Origin of the sequence: Brevibacterium salitolerans (assembly GCF_039531405.1) — a bacterium.
GTDB classification, from domain to species: Bacteria; Actinomycetota; Actinomycetes; order Actinomycetales; family Brevibacteriaceae; genus Brevibacterium; species Brevibacterium salitolerans.
Map to the genome: position 1 here is coordinate 382673 of NZ_BAAAPZ010000008.1, position 18686 is coordinate 401358.

The following is an 18686-nucleotide window of genomic DNA, read 5'->3' on the forward strand; positions in this document are numbered from 1 at the left end:
GCAGAATGCCTCAGTGGCGCGGCGTGCGGCGTCTGGCCGCCGCGCGCCGGCGCAGCAGCACGGCGAGGGCGATCAGCAGCACGAGAGCGGCACCGAGCCCCGCGGGACCCAGCCACGCCGGAGCGGAGGACGTGAGATCCGCGTCGGCGGCCTCGGCGTCCGCCTGCACGGGCCTCTCCGGCGGAGCGGACGAGCGCTCCGCAGCGGCTGATGCCGCTTCCTCCTCGATCTCCGCAGGCGTGCGCAGCTCGATGCTGTCCACGGCCTCGGGAGAGGACTGCGCGAAGCCCCATTCGAGGAGGTCCACGGCACCCTCGCGTGTGGACCCCTGCGAGCCCAGCACCGCGGAGGCCAGCTGTCGTCCGTCCCTTTCCACGACGGCGACGAAGGAGCCGCCGGCCTTGCTGGTGTAGCCGTTCTTCAGGCCCAGGCCGCCTTCGACCTCGCCCACGACCCGCGTGTGGTTCTGGATGGGGAAGCCCTTCAGCTTCTCGTCGGTGTCCGGATTCACGGCACCGGGGAAGCTGTACTCCGTCGTGCCGATGACGTCCATGAGGTAGTCCTGGCCGAGCACGGCCCGGCCCACGCGGATCAGATCGGAGACGGTGGTGACCTGCGAGGTGTCGTTGAGCCCGGAGGTGTCCTTGGGGACCGTGCCGGTGAGGCCGAGCTCCGCGGCCTTGCCCGTCATGAGCTCGACGGCGCGCTCCTGGCCGCCTACCGCCTCGCCCAGCGCGTGTGCGGCGTCGTTGGCGCTGGACATGAGGAGCGCGTGGAAGAGGTCGTCGATCGTGTAGTCGTTCTTCTGCACCAGGCCCACCTTGGTGCCGTCGACCCGCATGTCCTCGTACACGGCTTCCTGCTTCGCCTCGGGATCGTCGAGCTCGTCCACCAGGGCGAGAGCGGAGAGCAGCTTGATGGTGGAGGCCGGGGCGTGCGGGAGGTCCGGTTCGTGCTCGGTGAGCACCTCGCCCGTCTCCAGATCGACGAGGATCCACGACTCCGCCGGCAGCTGCGGGGGAGCGGAGCCGTCCGTGAGCGGGCCGGGGTCGTAGACCGGAGTCTCGCTGCTCTCCGGCGCCGGCTGTGCCTCGACGTTCAGGGCAGGCGCGGCGGCGGCTGCGGGATGTGCTGCGGGGTCGGTGAACGCGGCGGAGCCGGCGTCTGCGGGGCTCGCCGGGGCTGCGCCGGATGCGGGGGCGCCCACGGCTGCGGCACCGGCGGCGAGGGTGAACGCTGCGGCTGCCGCGGCGAAGCGGTGGAGATGACGAACGTGGAACACGGGGTCACCCTACCTGGCTCCGGGTTCCTACGCTGGAGCCTGGGAAGCCGGAGCTGAGGTGAGCGGAGGTGCGTACGTGTTCCGGCGCCGAGGTGCCGATCCGGGCCCGGGCGAGACGCGAGAGGGCCGCGGAGCCCGCCACTGCTGTGACGGGCTCCGCGGCCCTCTCGCGTGCTGGTGCTCTCAGGCGAGGGTGCGGGTGAGCAGCGCCTGCTTCACCTCGGCGATCGCCTTCGTCACCTGGATGCCGCGGGGGCAGGCATCCGTGCAGTTGAAGGTGGTGCGGCAGCGCCACACGCCCTCACGGTCGTTGAGGACCTCGAGGCGCATGTCACCGCCCTCGTCGCGGCTGTCGAAGATGAAGCGGTGCGCGTTCACGATCGCGGCCGGGCCGAAGTACTGGCCGTCCGTCCAGAACACCGGGCAGGAGGAGGTGCAGGAGGCGCACAGGATGCACTTGGTGGTGTCATCGAAGATCGCGCGGTCGGCCTGCGACTGGTAGCGCTCCTTCGTGGGCTCCTGGCCGGAGGTGATGAGGAACGGCATGATCTCGCGGTACGACTGGAAGAAGGGCTCCATGTCGACGATGAGGTCCTTCTCCAGCGGCAGACCCTTGATGGCCTCGACCGTGATCTCCACCGGGTCGGTGGCGCTCTTCTGGAAGTCCTTGAGCAGCGTCTTGCACGCGAGGCGGTTGCGGCCGTTGATGCGCATGGCATCCGAACCGCACACACCGTGCGCGCAGGAGCGGCGGAAGGACAGGGAGCCGTCGATCTCCCACTTGATCTTGTGCAGGACGTCGAGCACACGGTCGGTGCCGTGCATCTGGACCCGGTACTCCTCCCAGTGCGGCTCGGAGTCGTTCTCCGGGTCGAACCGGGCGATCTTCGCCGTGACCTCGAACGAGGGGATCGCTCCGCCTCCGCCGCCCTGGCCGGCCGGCAGATCGATCTTGGATGCCGGTTCTGCGGTCTGCGTGTTGTCTGCCATCAGTACTTGCGCTCCATCGGCTGGTAACGGGTGACGACCACCGGCTTCCATTCGAGCCGCATGCCGGGGATGCCCTCGGTCTCCGAGCTCTGGTCGCGGTAGGTCATCGTGTGCTGCATGAAGTTCGCGTCGTCACGGTCAGGGAAGTCCTCGCGGAAGTGCCCGCCGCGGGACTCCTTGCGGTGGATGGCCGCGACGGTGACGACCTCGGCGATCTCGAGGAGGAAGCCCAGCTCCATCGCCTCGAGCAGATCGAGGTTGAAGCGCCTGCCGCGGTCCTGGATGCCGATGTTCTTGTACCGCTCGCGCAGCGCCTCGATGTCATTCAGGGCCTTGCGCATCGTCTCGTCCGTGCGGAACACCTGGACGTTGGCGTCCATGGTCTCCTGCAGGTCCGCGCGGATGGCGGCGACGCGCTCCGGACCGTCGGAGGTCCGCAGACGCTCGATCTCGCCGGCCACGAAGGCCTCGGGGTTCTCCGGCAGCTCCGGCATGGGCGCGGTCTTCGCGTACTCTGCCGCGGCACGGCCGGCGCGCTTGCCGAACACGTTGATGTCCAGCAGGGAGTTGGTGCCCAGGCGGTTGGAGCCGTGGACGGAGACGCAGGCGCACTCACCGGCGGCGTAGAGGCCCGGGACCACGTCCGTGTTGTCGCGCAGCACCTCGGACTCGATGTTCGTGGGGATGCCGCCCATGCCGTAGTGCGCGGTGGGGAACACCGGCACCGGCTCCGTGTACGGCTCCACGCCCAGGTAGGTGCGCGCGAACTCGGTGATGTCCGGGAGCTTCGCATCGATGTGCGCGGGCTCGAGGTGGGTGAGGTCGAGGAGGACGTAGTCCTTGTTGGGACCGCAGCCGCGGCCCTCGCGCACCTCGTTGGCCATCGAGCGGGCGACGATGTCACGGGGAGCGAGGTCCTTGATGGTGGGCGCATAGCGCTCCATGAACCGCTCGCCGTCCGCGTTGCGGAGGATGCCGCCCTCACCGCGGGCCGCCTCGGAGAGCAGGATGCCCAGGCCGGCGAGGCCCGTGGGGTGGAACTGGAAGAACTCCATGTCCTCGAGCGGAAGGCCGCGGCGGTAGGTGACCGCCACGCCGTCGCCCGTGAGGGTGTGGGCGTTCGAGGTGGTCTTGAAGATCTTGCCGAACCCGCCGGTGGCGAACACGACGGACTTGGACCGGAACACGTGGATCTCACCGGTGGCGAGCTCGTAGGCGACGACGCCGGCGGGCTGCTCCTTGCCGTCGACCTCCGTCATCACGAGGTCGAGGACGTAGAACTCGTTGAAGAACTCCACGCCGTGCTTGACGCAGTTCTGGTACAGCGTCTGGAGGATCATGTGGCCGGTGCGGTCCGCCGCGTAGCAGGCACGGCGCACGGGCGCCTTGCCGTGGTCGCGGGTGTGACCGCCGAAGCGGCGCTGGTCGATCTTGCCCTCTTCCGTGCGGTTGAAGGGCAGGCCCATCTTCTCGAGGTCGAGGACCGCGTCGATGGCCTCCTTCGCCATGACCTCGGCGGCGTCCTGGTCGACCAGGTAGTCGCCGCCCTTGATCGTGTCGAAGGTGTGCCACTCCCAGTTGTCCTCCTCGACGTTGGCGAGGGCCGCGCACATGCCGCCCTGCGCCGCGCCGGTGTGGGAGCGGGTGGGGTAGATCTTCGTCAGCACGGCCGTGCGCGCGCGCTGACCGGATTCGATCGCCGCGCGCATGCCGGCGCCGCCCGCGCCGACGATCACGACGTCGTACTCATGTACCTGCATAGGTGTCAGTTCTCCTTATGACCGGGCTCAGGCCGGGCAGAACTCGTAGGTGTTGCCGGCGATGCAGGGATCGAACGTGAAGATCACGAGCGTGCCCAGGACGACGACGACGAGGGATGCGATGTAGAGGACGACCTGGAGCGTCAGGCGCGTGGCGGGACGCTCCGCGTAGTCGAGGATCACGGTGCGGACGCCGTTGGTGCCGTGCAGCATGGCGAGCCACAGCATGAGGAGATCCCAGATCTGCCAGAACGGGCTGGCCCACTTGCCGGCGACGAAGCCGAAGTCGATCTGGTGCACACCGTCGCCGAGCCACATGTTCACGATGAGGTGGCCGAAGATGAGGATCACGAGGAGCACGCCGGACAGCCGCATGAACAGCCACGCGCCGAGTTCGAAGGAGGAGCCCTTCGCCTTGGAACGCTGGTAGCCGGTGCGGGGCGTGGGGATGGCGGGGGCGCTCATCAGAATGCTCCTCCCAGCGAATTGGGGATGTGCCTCCACAGGAAGCCGACCATGACGACGAGCCATACGACCATGACCGCCCAGAAGAGCTTCTTGTGGTTCTTGGGACCGCTCTTGAAGAAGTCCACGGCGATGACGCGCAGTCCGTTGAATGCGTGGAAGGCGATCGCAGCGACGAGGATGACCTCACCGAACGCCATGAACGGCGTCTTGTAGGTGTCGATGACTGCGTTGTACGCCTCTGGCGAGACGCGGACGAGTGCGGTGTCGAGCACGTGCACGAGCAGGAAGAAGAAGATGCCGACGCCGGTCACGCGATGCGCGACCCACGACCACATGCCTTCTCTTCCGCGGTACAGAGTGCCGGTTGAGGCCTTGGCCACGGGCATCCTCCATAGGGGAACGAGCAGATGTGTACCTGTGAAAAGTACGCCCCGGACGGTCGCAGTGCCAATCAGCGACACGTGCGGAGTCAGTTCATCCTCCCTGTTCCCTGTGAAAACGCACAATCGCCGTCCCGGTGACCGAGAGGATCCGTATCACATCACATTTACGTCACCCCTGAGTGACGGAAATGTGCGCGGCTTCGCGCCGTGCGGCGGCCGCGCGCCTGGTCACGGCCGTCACGGCGGCCTGCGCCCGGGCGCCCCTCCCGCTCGCACGTTCGAGGCCGCACCTGCAGGATCGCCGGTTCCGGCCGCAGATCCCATGGTCGCGCCACGGCGGCCGCGTGTGCGTTTTGTGAACTTCCGTCCCGGTTCGAGAATAATGTCGCAGATGATCGAGAACTTCCACGCCGTCATCCCCGCCGGCGGCTCCGGCACCCGGCTCTGGCCGCTGTCCCGCCGTGACCGGCCCAAGTTCCTGCATGACGTGCTGGGGATCGGGTCCACCCTGCTGCAGGCGACCTGGACGCGGGCGGCCAGGCTCGCCGATCCCTCCCACACCTGGGTGGTGACGGGGGAGGCGCACGTCGAGGCGGTCTCCGCCCAGCTCCCCGCGCTGCGTGAGGACCGCATCGTGGCGGAGCCCTCGCCCAAGGACTCCGCCGCCGCGATCGGGCTGGCGGCGATGCTCATCAGCGATGCGGACCCGGACGCTGTGATCGGCTCGTTCTCCGCGGATCACTCGATCACCAACGAGGGGGAGTTCGTGGCGGTGGTGGAGCAGGCCGCTGCCGCGGCCGCCTCCACCGGAGACATCGTCACGATCGGCATCACCCCGACCTATCCCGCGACCGCCTACGGCTACATCAAGACCGGCGCACTGCTGGGCATCCCCGGTGCGCCGACCGCCCGCCGGGCCGCGGAGTTCGTGGAGAAGCCGGACGCGGTGACCGCGCGCACCTATGCCTACTCCGGCGGCTACCGGTGGAACGCGGGCATGTTCATCATGCGGGCGACCGCGCTGCTGGAGCTCATCCGTCAGGAGGCACCCGCGCTGCACGGCGGGCTACGGAGGATCGCGGACGCGGCGGGTTCGGACCGCTGGTCGGAGGTCATGGCCCGCGAATGGCCGCTGCTGGAGAAGAAGGCGATCGACTACGTCGTGGCGGAGCCCGCCGCGGCCGCGGGCCGGGTCATCGTGGTGCCCGGGGACTTCGGCTGGGACGACGTGGGCGACTTCGACTCCGTCGCCAAGCTGCGGCAGCCCGTGCCGGGGGAGCGCACCGCGGTCTCCGTGGTGGGCGAGGCGGACGTCATCGACGTGTCCTCCCGCGGGGTCGTGGTCTCGGAGACCGGACGTGCGGTGGCGCTGGTCGGCGTCCACGACGTCGTGGTGGTGGACACGGACGACGTCGTGCTCGTGACCTCGCGCACGCACGCGCAGCAGGTCAAGCAGGCCGTCGCCGAGGCCGAGGCCCGGGGCCGCGACGACCTGCTCTGAGTGCCGCGGGAGCCCGCGAGTGTGACGGTGCGGGTCATCCGCTCAGCGCCGGTGCAGGAGCCCGTCGTAGGATCGAGGGTCGCACTCGTCTCGTACGACGGGGACCCGCAGGGCCCGCGGACGCGGCCGTGCGGAGCAGCAACGAAGAGGAAGTGGGCGGACGTGGCAGCTGAGGGCATCGCGCAGCGGGGGACGGCGGTTCCGGGGGCGGCGACGCCGGTGGAGTCGCCGGAGGCCGCGGAACAGACCGGGCCGGAGCGCCCTCGGGAGCCGGCCGGTCCGCCGGAGAGCGCCGCCCAGGCGCCGGAGACGCCCCTCACCCGCGCGTTCGCACCCTTCCACGCAGAGCTGCTCGAGTTCCGCCGTGACATCCACATGCATCCGGAGCTCTCCTTCCAGGAGCACCGCACCACGGAGAGGGTGGCCCGCCGTCTCCGCGCGGCGGGTCTGGAGCCGCGCCTCCTCGAGGGCACCGGCCTCGTGTGCGACGTGGGCGAGGGGCCCGCGCGCACCGCGCTCCGTGCGGACATCGACGCCCTCCCGCTTGAGGACCGCACCGGCCTGCCCTGGGCCTCGACCGTTCCCGAGGCCGCCCACGCCTGCGGCCACGACGTCCACCTCACGGCGCTCATGGGCGCGGGCCTCGTCCTCGACCGGCTGCACCGCACGCGGCCGGGCGGCCTCGGCGGCGCCGTCCGCCTGGTGTTCCAGCCCGCGGAGGAGGTCACTCCCGGCGGTGCGCTCTCCACGATCGCGCAGGGGGCCCTCGACGGGGTGGAGCGTGCCTTCGCCCTGCACTGCGACCCGAATGTGGACGTGGGCCGGGTGGGCTCGCGGATCGGGCCGATCACGGCCGCGGGCGACACCGTCGTCATCCGGCTCTCCGGCCACGGCGGCCACACCTCGCGGCCGCATCTCACGGAGGACCTCGTCTACGCACTCGGCCGTCTCGCCACGGACCTGCCGGCCACCCTCAGCCGCCTCATCGACCCGCGGCACGCGATCTCCCTCGTCTGGGGCCACATCGAGGCCGGTCACGCTCCCAACGCCATCCCGGGCGAGGGCCTGCTCACCGGCACCCTGCGCTGCCTCGACGTGGACGGCTGGAACCAGGTCGCCGAGGTGCTCCCGGACCTCGTGGACCGGATCGCCGGACCATACGGCGTGGAGGTCGACCTCGACCACCGCCGCGGCGTGCCGCCGGTCGTCAACACCGAGGACGAGGTGACGCTGGCGGAGGCCGCGATCCGCGGCGAGCTGGGGCCGGACACCGTGCAGCTCACCCCGCAGTCGATGGGGGGAGAGGACTTCGCCTGGTACCTCACCTCACGGCCGGGCGCGCTCATCCGGCTGGGCACCCGCACCCCGGGCGGCACCACGTACGACCTCCACCAGGGCGACTTCACCGTCGACGAACGCGCGCTGGAGTCCGGCGTGCGGGTGTTCACCTCCATCGCGCTGCGCGCACTGGCTGCCGACGCGGCACGGGAGCAGGCCGGTCCCGCGGACGATGCCGCGGCCACGGGGTCTGCGGGCGGATGAGGCGCGTCCCGGGACCGCAGCCTGCCGGCCCTGCGTGCGCTCCGGCGGAGCCGCGGCGGCACGGCCGCGGACGTGTGCCGGTCCTCCGCTCCGCGGCAGCCGCCGCCGCGGCTCTCCTCGTGCTGAGCGGCTGCGGGGGCTCCGGGCTCGGGAAGAAGGACGATCTGGTGCGGACCTCCGTGTGCGCCGTCTCCTCCCCGTCCGGCTTCAGCGATCACAGCCTGGGCCAGGCGGTGTTCGACCAGGTGCGGCAGGCGATGGCCGACGGTGCGATCGACTCGACGAGCTCCCAGCGGGTGAGCACTCCCGCCCAGACCCGCACGGTCCTCGAACGCTACGCCGGGCAGGCCTGCACCCTCACCGTCCTGGTGGGACCGGGCGGAGGCGAGGAGCTCGCGGAGGTGGCCCGCGAATCGCCGGCACAGGCCTTCCTCGCCGTGAGCGCCTCGGCGCAGTCGCAGATGCCCGACAACGTGCTCACCCTCGACTTCGAACTCGAGGACCCGGGCTATCTCGCGGGCTTCGCGGCGGCCTCGGCGACGGAGACCGGCACGGTGGCCGCAGTCGTGGGACAGGGTTTCCCGAGCGGGGCGGAGGTGCTGGCCGCCTTCGACGAGGGCGCGCGCGCCTACGGGAAACTCCACGACGAGGAGATCGTGGTCCTCGGGGAGGCCGGCGTCGCGGAGCGGACGCTGAGCGACACCGTCAGCGCGGGCAGGGCATGGGCGGCCGGCGCCGAGGAGGCCGGTGCGGACGTGCTCGCGCCCTTCGGCTCCGCCGCGCCGCAGGGAGTGGTCGCACACCTGGCGGAGCGGGTGGAGGACGCGGAGGCCGCTCCTGCGGAGGACGGGGACACCCCTGCCGCGGAGGATGCCCAGGGCGGCGGAGAGGCGGAGGCCGATGCGGCCGAGGACGCCGAGGACGCGCCCCCGTCGCTGATCTGGTATGGCGCCGACGGTGCCAAGGTGCTTCCCCGTGCCCTCCGGCAGCAGGTGCTGCTGTCCGTGGTCCCGGAGCCCGGCCTCGGCCTGCGTGCGCTCCTGGCGAGCTGGCCGGGGGAGGGCGGCGACCCCGAGCTGCTGGTGACGGACGCGGACTCCGCGGAGGGCGCCCAGCCGGCGGAGCCGCAGCTGGTGGCCGGGCTGGAGGTGCGCTCCCGCCGGGCCGTCGGCACGCTCGGCAACGAAGGCGTGCGGGTGGTCCCCAGCGACGGTGCGCTGAGCTCCGTGACGGGGCTGGGCCGCGAGCTCGCGGATGAGCTGGCGCGCATGGAGGACGAGGCCGAGGAGGGCTAGGCTGGGAGGGTGGATGCACAACTCTTCCCGACTCCCGCCGGAGTCGACCCAGATGACCCGATCCTCGCCCTCCCCAAGGTGTCGCTGCACGATCACCTCGACGGGGGGCTGAGGCCGCAGACGATCGTGGAGCTCGCCGCCGAGGTGGGCCACACGCTCCCCGCAGAGGATCCGGAGGCGCTCCGGGCGTGGTTCTCCGAGTCCGCGGACTCCGGGGACCTCGTGCGCTACCTCCAGACCTTCGACCAGACGCTCGCGGTCATGCAGACCGCCCCGGCGCTCACCCGGGTGGCCCGGGAGTGGGTGCTGGACCAGGTGGCCGACGGCGTCGTCGTCGCCGAGGCCCGCTGGGCTCCCGAACAGCACCTCGCCAAGGGCCTCACGCTCGACGAGGCGGTCGAGGCCGTGCAGGCGGGCCTGGACGAGGGTGTGGCCCTGGCCGCGCAGGAGGGTCGCTCCATCCGCGTGGGCCAGCTCATCACCGCGATGCGCCATGCGGACAGGGCCACCGAGATCGCCCAGCTCGCCCTGCGGCACCGCGATGCGGGCGTGGTGGGCTTCGACATCGCCGGGGCGGAGGACGGCTTCCCGCCGGAGAACCACCTCGAGGCGTTCGACCTCCTCCACCGCGCCAGCTTCCCCGTGACCATCCACGCCGGCGAGGCCGTGGGCGTGGAGTCCATCCGGTCCGCCGTGCACGTCTGCCACACCCAGCGCGTGGGTCACGGCGTGCGCATCACGGAGGACATCCCGGGCTGGTCCGAGGCCGCCTCGGTCGAGGGCGTGATGGGCGACGCGGACGGCGACGGCGTGGAGACCGCTCCGGCCTACGGCCGCCTGGCCGCCTGGGTCCTCGACCAGCAGGTGCCCCTGGAGGTCTGCCCCTCGTCCAATCTGCAGACCGGCGCGGCGGAGTCCATCGCGACGCACCCCGTCACGCGTCTCAAGGAACTGGGGTTCGCCGTCACCGTGAACCCGGACAACCGCCTCATGTCGGACACGAGCGTGACGAAGGAGATGCGCCGCCTCGTCGACCAGGCGGGGTGGACGCTCGACGACCTCGAATGGGTCACCGTCACCGCGCTCGGCTGTGCGTTCCTGCCCTACAGCGTGCGGGAGTCCATCATCGACGAGCAGCTGGTCCCCGGCTTCGCCCGGGCGAGCCTCTGACGCAGATGGCGGGTACCGGAAGCGGCACGGGCGGCGGGGCGCCGGAGGCTCTGCCGCCGCGTCCAGCCAGCCTCGTCATCGCCGTGGGCGTCGTGGCTCTCGAGGCGGTGGCCCTCGTCGTCGCGACGGTCGCGTTCGTGGTCGTGGGCGCGGGCGCGGGGGCCACGTCCGTGCTCGCGCTCGCCGGCATGTTCGCCGTGCTGGCGCTGGGGCTCGTCGCCGTGGCGCTCTCGCTCTGGCGGCTGCACCGGTGGGGGAGGCCCGCGGGCATCGCCTGGCAGGTCCTCCTGGTGCTCGTCGGCCTCTCCATGTTCAGCACGGAGCCGCTCAACGCCGTGGGGGTGATCGCACCGGCGGCCGTCTTCCTCGTCGCGATCCTCATGCCGGCTTCGCTGCGTGCCTACGAGCTCGGGGCGGAGTACCATGCGGCGCATCCCTCCGCGCCCGCCCCTCCGCCCAAGCGCTGGTGAGCGAGGCCTCGCGACGACGTGCCCCCGTGGACGAGCCGAGGTGCGGGTCCTCGCTCCGCTGAGCGGGGTCCCGCGGACGGGGCGGGAGAGAACGGGGAGAACGACGGAGTGATGCGCGCGAACGGGAGGTGAGTGAGACGGACGGATTCGTGGGCCTCCTGCACGGGACGAGTCTCGTCGAGGCGCAGCTCATGCTGGCGGCCTTCGTGCTGTGCTCGCTGCTGGGCCTCGAACGGCAGCTGCGGCAGAAGGCCGCGGGCTTCCGCACCCACGTGCTGGTGGGCATGGGCTCGTGCGCCTTCACCCTGGTGTCCGCCTACGGCTTCGCGATGGTGCTGGCCGACGACGTGACGCTCGATCCCTCCCGGATCGCCGCCCAGGTGGTCTCGGGGATCGGCTTCCTGGGAGCCGGCGTGATCTTCAAGGGCAGGAACATGGTCCGCGGCCTCACCACGGCAGCCACCGTCTGGGTCTCCGCGGCGGTGGGCATGGCCTGCGGTGCCGGCATGCTCTCGCTGGCCGCACTCCTCACCGCGCTCACGCTGCTGACCCTCTTCGTCATCGCACCGCTGATCCGCCGGCTCCCGGATCCGAACAGCAGGAGACTCGTGCGGGTGACCTACCGCGACGGGGCCGGCATCCTCCGGGAGGTCCTGGCCGCGGCGACCGGGCTCGGGTTCGCCACCTCGATCGAGCACAGCCGCAGGTTCTCCGGCGAGGACGGCGAGCCGCTCGTGGAGCTGGACATCCGCTTCCTCGGCCGGCGGCCGCTGCGGATGCTGCTGCCGGAGCTGCTGGACATCGAGGGTGTGGAGGGCGTGACGCTGCGCGTGAGCCGGGAGCACTCCGTCGACGCGGACGGCGACAGCATCTGAGGGCTCATCCCTGCAGGTACGGTTCGCAGGCCTCGAGCAGGAAATCGCCTGCGAACTCCTGCTCCGAACCGGCGAGGTCGATCGCCGTGCGCTGAATGCCCCACCAGACCGCGGGTGCCGCCGCCCACTGGAGGCGCATCTCCTCGCGTGCGGCGTCATCCCCGGACTGCAGCGCCTCCGCGAGGTTCTGGGAGGCGGCCTGGATGCGCTCGTTGCCGTCCTCGGCCGTGCACCGCTGGGCGTCGTCCGGCCCCTGCGGGTGCAGGTCTTCCTGAGGCTCGGTGTCCTCCGTGGTGAGGGCGAACGCACTCGTGCCCAGCTGCTCCACCGTGAATGTGCCTTCGATGAGGCGCATCGCGGGATCGGCCTCGGAGACGGTCACGGCCTCGGCGTCCACCGTGATGCTCACGCTGTCGGGGAACTCCGGTGTGAGGGTGATCTCTCCTTCGTTCGGGAGCTCCGCGTAGCTGCGCACCCAGGCGTGCACGTAGGTCTCCTCACCGGCGTCCGCGGCGCGGGCGAGGCCCTGCCACACGAAGTCCGAGGACTCCTCACCTCCGGGACTCACATCCACGACGGCCGCGGTGCCCTCGGGCGTGGGCACGGGTGTGATCGTCTCCGGCTCCACGGAGGGCACCTCGGCGGGCCGTTCCGAGTCCACGGTCGCGCAGCCGCTGAGCAGGAGTGCGAGGGCGGAAGCTGCGGAGCCGCCGATTGCCGCCGCACGAGCGGTGCGGGTCATGGCGCGGGCGCGTGTTCCACGGACCGCGTCTGCGGGGTGTGCGACGGTGGCGGACGCGTCCGCGGGGCGAGGGGAAGCTGAGGGACGCAAGGCGAGTCCTCCTGCAGGATGGGCGGGTGCGGGTGGGGACGTGTGAGGGCCGGGGCGTGTGCCGGATGACGGGCCGATGAGTCGAGTCTACGAGGCATGTCACCCGTCTTCGCTCCAGGACACCCGCCTGTCTGCGGAGATTCGCGGGTGTTCGGACGCGTGTGCGGGTGCTGACTGTGGGTTAGGTCCCGCATGGCGGATGCTCAGGCCCGGGAGGAGGCTCAGGCGACCTCGTCCTCGGCGCCCGGTGCGCGCTCGTCCACGGCCTCGACCCAGGCGAGCAGATGGCGGAGCGAAGCGGCGAGCGTCCCGCGCTCCTCGTCCGCCAGCTCCTCCAGCAGGCGCGACTCGAGGGCGACGAAGTCCGCGAGGGCGCTGTCGACCTTGCGGCGGCCGTCCTCCGTGAGTTGCACGAGGACGCCGCGGCGGTCCGTGGGATCGCGGCGCCGGGAGACCCAGCCGGCGCTGGTGAGGCGGTCGATGCGGTTCGTCATCGTGCCGGAGGTCACGAGCATCTCCTCCGTGAGCGCGGTGGGGGAGAGCTGGTAGGGCTCGCCTGCACGGCGCAGGGCGGAGAGCACGTCGAAGGCCCAGATCTCGAGGCCGTGGGAGGAGAACACGGACTTGCGCCTGCGGTCCAGCTGACGGGAGAGGCGGGAGACGCGGGAGAGGATCTCCATGGGGGTGACGTCGATGTCCGGTCGGACCTCGCGCCAGGCCGCGATGATCCGATCCACCTCATCGGGTTCGGCGGTCAGCGTGGTCTGCAGGTCCATGACCGTGATTTTACCTTGAAGTCAAGATTCTTGTCCGACAAGGTTCTCCTCGGTGTGTCTTTCTGCACACGCGCTTTCCTCCTGGATGCGGATTAGACTGAGTTCTCGGTTGAGTCCCCTCGACGGCAAACCGGACGAGGCGCGCAGCCGGCGCGGATCACGTGCGCCGGTGGTGTGCCACCAACACACGAAGGAAGACACGTGGATCTTTTCGAGTATCAGGCACGTGACCTTTTCGAGGAGTACGGCGTCCCCGTGCTCGCAGCGAAGGTCGCGGACACCCCCGAAGACGCGAAGCAGGCCGCCGAGGCCCTGGGCGGCGGCACCGTGGTGGTGAAGTCGCAGGTGAAGATCGGTGGCCGCGGCAAGGCCGGCGGTGTGAAGCTGGCGCACGACCCGGACGAGGCGGCTCAGCGGGCGAACGAGATCCTCGGCCTCGACATCAAGGGCCACGTCACGAAGCGTGTGATGATCGCCGAGGGCGCCGACATCGCGGAGGAGTACTACTTCTCGATCCTGCTCGATCGTGCCAACCGCACGTTCCTCGCCATGTGCTCCAAGGAGGGCGGCATGGAGATCGAGCAGCTCGCCGTGGAGCGTCCGGAGGCTCTGGCCAGGGTCGAGGTCAATGCGATCACCGGCATCGACGAGGCCAAGGCCCGTGAGATCGCGGAGGCCGCCGGCTTCGACGCTGCGACCACGGAGAAGCTCATCCCGGTCTTCGTCCGCCTGTGGGCGACCTTCCAGGGTGAGGACGCCTCGCTGGTCGAGGTCAACCCACTCGTGAAGACCGGTGCCGGCGAGATCATCGCGCTCGACGGCAAGGTGTCCCTGGACGAGAACGCCTCCTTCCGACACGAGAGCCACGAGTCGCTGCGCGACCTGGACGCGGAGAACCCGCTGGAGCTCAAGGCCAAGCAGCTCGACCTCAACTACGTGAAGCTCGACGGCGAGGTCGGCATCATCGGCAACGGCGCGGGCCTGGTCATGTCCACCCTCGACGTCGTGGCCTACGCCGGGGAGAACCACAGCGGCGTGAAGCCGGCGAACTTCCTCGACATCGGCGGCGGCGCCTCCGCAGAGGTCATGGCCAACGGCCTCAGCGTGATCCTGGGCGACGAGCAGGTCAAGAGCGTGTTCGTCAACGTGTTCGGCGGCATCACCGCGTGTGACGCAGTGGCCAACGGCATTGTGAGCGCACTCGAGATCCTGGGCGACTCCGCCTCCAAGCCCCTCGTCGTCCGCCTGGACGGCAACGCCGTGGAGGAGGGCCGCGCGATCCTCGCCGAGGCCAACCACCCGCTCGTCACCGTCGTCGACACCATGGACGGCGGCGCCGACAAGGCCGCTGAACTGGCCGCCGCGAACTGATCTCTGCAGAAGGACATACAGAACAATGTCGATTTTCCTGAACAAGGATTCGAAGGTCATCGTCCAGGGCATCACGGGCGGCGAGGGCACCAAGCACACCGCGCGCATGCTCGCTGCGGGCACCAACGTGGTGGGCGGCGTGAACGCGCGCAAGGCCGGCACGACCGTGTCCCACAAGGACGTCGCGGGCAACGACGTGGAGCTGCCCGTCTTCGCCTCCGTGGGCGAGGCCATGGAGGCCACGGGCGCTGACGTCTCCGTCGCCTTCGTGCCGCCGGCGTTCTCCAAGGCCGCGGCGTTCGAGGCCGTGGACGCGGGCATCGGCCTGCTCGTCATCATCACCGAGGGCATCCCGGTGCAGGACTCCGCCGCCGTGTGGGCGCACGCCAGCGAGCTGGGCAACAAGACCCGCATCATCGGCCCCAACTGCCCCGGCATCATCACCCCGGGCGAGTCGCTGGCCGGCATCATCCCGGCGACCATCACGGAGTCCGGCCCCATCGGCCTCGTCTCCAAGTCCGGCACGCTCACGTACCAGATGATGTACGAGCTGCGTGACCTGGGCTTCTCCACCGCCATCGGCATCGGCGGCGACCCGGTCATCGGCACCACCCACATCGACGCCCTCGAGGCGTTTGAGGCGGACCCGGACACCGAGGCCATCGTGATGATCGGCGAGATCGGTGGCGACGCCGAGGAGCGCGCCGCGGAGTTCATCAAGCACAACGTCTCCAAGCCCGTCGTGGGCTACGTGGCGGGCTTCACCGCCCCGGAGGGCAAGACCATGGGCCACGCCGGCGCCATCGTCTCCGGCTCCTCCGGCACGGCCGCGGCGAAGAAGGAGGCCCTCGAGGCCGCCGGTGTCAAGGTGGGCAAGACCCCCACCGAGACCGCGGAGCTGCTGCGCACGCTGCTGGGCAGGTGAGTTCCCGGGCGCGCAGGTTCCTGGGCGCCTGAGACGCAGAGAGGGCCCCGCCGGATCGATCCGGCGGGGCCCTCGTCGCGTTCGCGCGTCTGCGCCGCGCCTCCTGTCAGGGCTTGACGGAGACGACCGGCACCTCGGCGCCGAGGATGACGCGCTGGGCGGTGGAGCCCATGATGAGCTTGCCCACGGCGGAGCGCTTGCGGGAGCCGATCACGATCATGGAGATCGACGGGTCCTCGCGTTCGAGCGCCAGGAGCTCCTCCGCGGAGTCGTTGCCGCGGAGGTTCTGGCGCAGTTCGAACTCCACCCCGGATTCGTCCAGGGTGGCGCGCAGCTGGTCGAGCTCGTCCTTCTTCGCGATGCCGGGCTCTTCTATCACCTGCTGGCCGAGTCCCGCATTGACGACGAGCAGGCGCTCGTCGCGCAGCTTCGCCTCCTGGACAGCGAAGGCCACAGCGGCGTGGCCCTGGGGCTTGGGGGTGAAGCCTACGAGGATGGTCATGCTTGTCTCCTGTGGAAGTACGAGTGCGGCGGCTACCAGCCTATCGGTGCAGGTGCCTGAACTCACAGGCGGGGCGCGAGTGTGAGGAGACGCATGTTCCGGCAGTGCCCGCTCCGGGAGCCTCCGGCGGACCGTAGACTCGTCGGCATGTCTGCTTCGCTCCTGCCTCGTGACCGAACCGCTGCGCGGGAATCCCTGGAGCGCTCCGCCGGCCGGCTGCGTGAGGTGTTCCCGGAGTGGCCGGCGGGTCATCCCACAGCTCGTCTGCTGCAGGAGTACCTGGCCGGGCGGGCGGCAGGAGAGCTCGACCTGTCCGGGCGGTTTCCTCAGCCGGAGACCGCGGCCCCGCTGCTGAGGGAGGCCGCGGTCACACTCGTCCTCGACGACTCGGACGGCGCACTCACGCTGGTGAGTGCCGGTATCTCGTCCTCACCGCACGTGGTGCGCTGTGATTCCGCCGCCGAGGCCGCTGCGGTCGCCGCGGCTGTGGCCCGGTGCGAGGGTTCGGGTGGGTCCGTCGCCGCGTTGAGCGCCGTGGAAGTGGTGCGGGGTTCTGGACAGGGTGAGGACCGAAATCCCTTCTCCGAGGTGTGCCGCTGCGTGCGTGGAGTTCTGTCTGAGGAGGGACCGGCGGCTGGTGGGTTCCGGAAGGGACATGCTGAGGATGCTCCGGAGTTCGCTGCTCAGAGCGGGCTCCGTCTGCGAGTGATCGTCTCAGCGCCCAAGCAGGTGAGGGCGCTGGGTGATCTGCTGCATCTCGTCGGCGCGATCATGGCAGGGCAGGAAGGCCGGCCGCACTCCGATGTCGAGCTGGTGCTCGCCGGCCGTGAGAAGCACATGACGAAGGCGTTCAATGGGGAACTCGAAGCCTGGTTCAGCCGTGTGGACGTCTCGCCGGGCCTGGCGAAGTCCCGGCTGCTCATCGCGACCGGGTGGCGGGGTGCTTCAGGCGCTGTGGGGTCATCGCCCGGTCTGCCCACGCCTGTGGTGCGCGACGGCATTTCGGCCTTCGGCGCCTGCTATGGCGGTTCGCGTGTGGACGCCGGCGCGCGGCTGCTTCTGGAGGCTCTGCGGGCGCACGCCGCTGAAGGGCCTGCGGGCTCAGCAGATGATGCAGGAGGAAGCCCGCTGAGAGTTCTCGACCTGGGCTGCGGCAATGGCTGGCTGCTGCGCGAGGTGAGAGTGCTGTTCCCCGGTGCGCGGCTGGCAGGCGTGGACGATTCCTGGGCTGCCGCAGCTTCGGCGCGAATGACGCTGGACGTGAACGGCAGCGGCAGGGGCGGGGAGGGAACTCACGAGGGATCTGCATTCGCCTCGGGTGATGGCGGCCCGGTGCTGCGGCATGCGGATGGTACCGCTGCCCTGCCGTGGGGTGAGGGCTTCGAAGCCGGAGCATTCGATCTGGTGACATTGAACCCGCCCTTCCACGAGGGCACCACGGTGACGACAGATACGGCACATGCGCTCATCGATTCCGCGCATGCGCTGCTGAGGCCCGGCGGGCTCCTCGTCCTCGTGCAGAACTCGCACCTGCGTTACCGCAGCCACCTGGCGAGCAGCTTCGCTCATGTGGAGCAGTGGGCACGGGACCGGCGTTTCACGGTTCTGGCGGCCTGGAAGCAGTGACGGAGATATTCGTCTGGTTGCTGAGCCCGAGCCCCTTCCGGGGTTGACGGGGCTCTGCCTCAACCAGCGCTGAATGCCTACCTATCTGGGTTCATCCCCGCATACGCGGGCGGACGCGTGCTGGCGTTGCGTCATGCGGGCCTGCAGCGGCTCATCCCCGCATACGCGGGGCGGACGATGTCGAGCGTCCTGTCCACACCGCCGACGAGGGCTCATCCCCGCATACGCGGGGCGGACGAGCTGGGAACCCCCGTGGATGGCGTGGTGTCGGGCTCATCCCCGCATACGCGGGGCGGACGACCGCACCCTTCGCCACGACGGAGCCGCGGCGGGCTCATCCCCGCATACGCGGGGCGGACAGCGATGCCGGGGGCATCGGAGACTCCACGAAGGGCTCATCCCCGCATACGCGGGGCGGACCCACATCTTCTTCACCTCCGGTCCGCCGAGTGAGGGCTCATCCCCGCATACGCGGGGCGGACGTCCTTGAAAGCCATGGTGTCTCCTGTGGTGGGGGCTCATCCCCGCATACGCGGGGCGGACATGCTGTGCCCATCCGAGGTGGGACCAAAGCTGGGCTCATCCCCGCATACGCGGGGCGGACTGCGAGTCTCCGGTGCGGATCTTCGGGCGGGTGGGCTCATCCCCGCATACGCGGGGCGGACAGCTTCTCGGTGCAGTCGGGGCGCTACACCGAGGGCTCATCCCCGCATACGCGGGGCGGACTTCTCCGTCGCGTTCTCGCCGCCGGGGCCGTAGGGCTCATCCCCGCATACGCGGGGCGGACGCCCGGTTGTGGTACGCGAATTCCTGCGCCCACGGCTCATCCCCGCATACGCGGGGCGGACGACCCGGTGTGGCCGAACGCGGCCAACAACGCGGGCTCATCCCCGCATACGCGGGGCGGACATCAAGACC

General features: G+C 70.4%; 17 protein-coding genes and 1 CRISPR repeat array (1 of these 18 cut by a window edge). Of the genes, 9 read left to right on the forward strand and 8 right to left on the reverse strand.

Translation table 11 applies throughout. The annotated features are described in order from the left end of the window. Positions 1-10: 10 nt before the first annotated feature. The 5 genes from ABD240_RS11735 to sdhC form a co-directional block, all read right to left on the reverse strand. On the reverse strand, positions 11-1282 hold the full coding sequence (locus ABD240_RS11735) for a D-alanyl-D-alanine carboxypeptidase family protein (RefSeq protein WP_344337383.1): 1272 nt from the start codon (positions 1280-1282) through the stop codon (positions 11-13). Positions 1283-1465: 183 nt separating this feature from the next. Then, complete coding sequence (locus ABD240_RS11740) at positions 1466-2272, reverse strand: succinate dehydrogenase iron-sulfur subunit (protein WP_291798668.1); 807 nt, start codon at positions 2270-2272, stop codon at positions 1466-1468. After that, positions 2272-4032 carry a succinate dehydrogenase flavoprotein subunit gene (gene sdhA / locus ABD240_RS11745; RefSeq protein ID WP_291798671.1) on the reverse strand — a complete coding sequence of 587 codons (1761 nt, stop codon included), beginning with the start codon at positions 4030-4032 and terminating at the stop codon, positions 2272-2274. The genes ABD240_RS11740 and sdhA overlap by 1 nt, the downstream gene beginning before the upstream one ends. Positions 4033-4059: 27 nt before the next feature. Next, a complete protein-coding gene (locus tag ABD240_RS11750; protein WP_291798676.1) occupies positions 4060-4497 on the reverse strand; it encodes a succinate dehydrogenase hydrophobic membrane anchor subunit in 438 nt (145 codons plus the stop codon). Further along, complete coding sequence (sdhC, locus tag ABD240_RS11755) at positions 4497-4880, reverse strand: succinate dehydrogenase, cytochrome b556 subunit (protein WP_291798679.1); 384 nt, start codon at positions 4878-4880, stop codon at positions 4497-4499. Before sdhC ends, ABD240_RS11750 begins: the two co-directional genes overlap by 1 nt. Before the next feature lie 394 nt (positions 4881-5274). Between sdhC and ABD240_RS11760 the strand changes: the two genes are divergently transcribed. From ABD240_RS11760 to ABD240_RS11785, 6 genes are all read left to right on the forward strand, one after another. Beyond that, a complete protein-coding gene (locus tag ABD240_RS11760; protein WP_291798682.1) occupies positions 5275-6384 on the forward strand; it encodes a mannose-1-phosphate guanylyltransferase in 1110 nt (369 codons plus the stop codon). A 348-nt stretch (positions 6385-6732) separates the two neighbouring features. After that, positions 6733-7926, forward strand: a complete 1194-nt coding sequence (locus tag ABD240_RS11765; protein ID WP_344337426.1) for an amidohydrolase — start codon at positions 6733-6735, stop codon at positions 7924-7926. A gap of 74 nt (positions 7927-8000) precedes the next feature. Further along, entirely contained in the window at positions 8001-9221 is a 1221-nt protein-coding gene (locus ABD240_RS11770; RefSeq protein WP_344337387.1) for a BMP family ABC transporter substrate-binding protein, read from the forward strand. A 9-nt stretch (positions 9222-9230) separates the two neighbouring features. Continuing rightward, positions 9231-10391: an adenosine deaminase gene (locus ABD240_RS11775; protein WP_344337389.1), complete on the forward strand. Its 1161-nt coding sequence runs from the start codon at positions 9231-9233 to the stop codon at positions 10389-10391. Positions 10392-10396: 5 nt separating this feature from the next. After that, entirely contained in the window at positions 10397-10861 is a 465-nt protein-coding gene (locus ABD240_RS11780) for a hypothetical protein (RefSeq protein ID WP_344337391.1), read from the forward strand. Between the two features lie 191 nt (positions 10862-11052). Next, positions 11053-11736 (forward strand): MgtC/SapB family protein, encoded by a 684-nt coding sequence (locus ABD240_RS11785; RefSeq protein WP_291798700.1) that lies wholly within the window; start codon positions 11053-11055, stop codon positions 11734-11736. Positions 11737-11740: 4 nt separating this feature from the next. On the opposite strand, the gene ABD240_RS11790 is transcribed toward ABD240_RS11785, so the two are convergent. After that, the gene (locus ABD240_RS11790; protein WP_344337392.1) at positions 11741-12478 is read right to left on the reverse strand and encodes a hypothetical protein; all 738 of its coding nucleotides are present in this window, start codon (positions 12476-12478) and stop codon (positions 11741-11743) included. Between the two features lie 311 nt (positions 12479-12789). After that, positions 12790-13344, reverse strand: a complete 555-nt coding sequence (locus ABD240_RS11795; protein WP_344337394.1) for a MarR family winged helix-turn-helix transcriptional regulator — start codon at positions 13342-13344, stop codon at positions 12790-12792. Positions 13345-13545: 201 nt separating this feature from the next. Here ABD240_RS11795 and sucC point away from each other — a divergent pair, with 201 nt between their 5' ends. Together sucC and sucD are read left to right on the forward strand one after the other, a co-directional pair. Then, on the forward strand, positions 13546-14715 hold the full coding sequence (gene sucC / locus ABD240_RS11800) for an ADP-forming succinate--CoA ligase subunit beta (RefSeq protein ID WP_344337395.1): 1170 nt from the start codon (positions 13546-13548) through the stop codon (positions 14713-14715). A gap of 25 nt (positions 14716-14740) precedes the next feature. Continuing rightward, positions 14741-15640, forward strand: a complete 900-nt coding sequence (sucD, locus tag ABD240_RS11805) for a succinate--CoA ligase subunit alpha (RefSeq protein ID WP_344337396.1) — start codon at positions 14741-14743, stop codon at positions 15638-15640. Between the two features lie 106 nt (positions 15641-15746). On the opposite strand, the gene ABD240_RS11810 is transcribed toward sucD, so the two are convergent. Then, the gene (locus ABD240_RS11810) at positions 15747-16142 is read right to left on the reverse strand and encodes a universal stress protein (protein WP_344337398.1); all 396 of its coding nucleotides are present in this window, start codon (positions 16140-16142) and stop codon (positions 15747-15749) included. A gap of 147 nt (positions 16143-16289) precedes the next feature. Here ABD240_RS11810 and ABD240_RS11815 point away from each other — a divergent pair, with 147 nt between their 5' ends. Next, on the forward strand, positions 16290-17768 hold the full coding sequence (locus ABD240_RS11815) for a class I SAM-dependent methyltransferase (protein WP_344337399.1): 1479 nt from the start codon (positions 16290-16292) through the stop codon (positions 17766-17768). Positions 17769-17915: 147 nt separating this feature from the next. Continuing rightward, positions 17916-18686: a CRISPR direct-repeat array (repeat unit 29 nt; unit sequence GGGCTCATCCCCGCATACGCGGGGCGGAC); it runs 174 nt beyond the window's last position.

What these genes read in the sequence shown, in the direction of transcription:
- ABD240_RS11740 (WP_291798668.1), bottom strand. Translation starts at nt 2,272, where the DNA reads ATGGCAGACAACACGCAGACCGCAGAACCGGCATCCAAGATCGATCTG.
- sdhA (WP_291798671.1), bottom strand. Translation starts at nt 4,032, where the DNA reads ATGCAGGTACATGAGTACGACGTCGTGATCGTCGGCGCGGGCGGCGCC.
- ABD240_RS11750 (WP_291798676.1), bottom strand. Translation starts at nt 4,497, where the DNA reads ATGAGCGCCCCCGCCATCCCCACGCCCCGCACCGGCTACCAGCGTTCC.
- ABD240_RS11760 (WP_291798682.1), top strand. Translation starts at nt 5,275, where the DNA reads ATGATCGAGAACTTCCACGCCGTCATCCCCGCCGGCGGCTCCGGCACC.
- ABD240_RS11780 (WP_344337391.1), top strand. Translation starts at nt 10,397, where the DNA reads ATGGCGGGTACCGGAAGCGGCACGGGCGGCGGGGCGCCGGAGGCTCTG.
- ABD240_RS11785 (WP_291798700.1), top strand. Translation starts at nt 11,053, where the DNA reads ATGCTGGCGGCCTTCGTGCTGTGCTCGCTGCTGGGCCTCGAACGGCAG.
- ABD240_RS11790 (WP_344337392.1), bottom strand. Translation starts at nt 12,478, where the DNA reads ATGACCCGCACCGCTCGTGCGGCGGCAATCGGCGGCTCCGCAGCTTCC.
- ABD240_RS11795 (WP_344337394.1), bottom strand. Translation starts at nt 13,344, where the DNA reads ATGGACCTGCAGACCACGCTGACCGCCGAACCCGATGAGGTGGATCGG.
- sucD (WP_344337396.1), top strand. Translation starts at nt 14,741, where the DNA reads ATGTCGATTTTCCTGAACAAGGATTCGAAGGTCATCGTCCAGGGCATC.
- ABD240_RS11810 (WP_344337398.1), bottom strand. Translation starts at nt 16,142, where the DNA reads ATGACCATCCTCGTAGGCTTCACCCCCAAGCCCCAGGGCCACGCCGCT.
- ABD240_RS11815 (WP_344337399.1), top strand. Translation starts at nt 16,290, where the DNA reads ATGTCTGCTTCGCTCCTGCCTCGTGACCGAACCGCTGCGCGGGAATCC.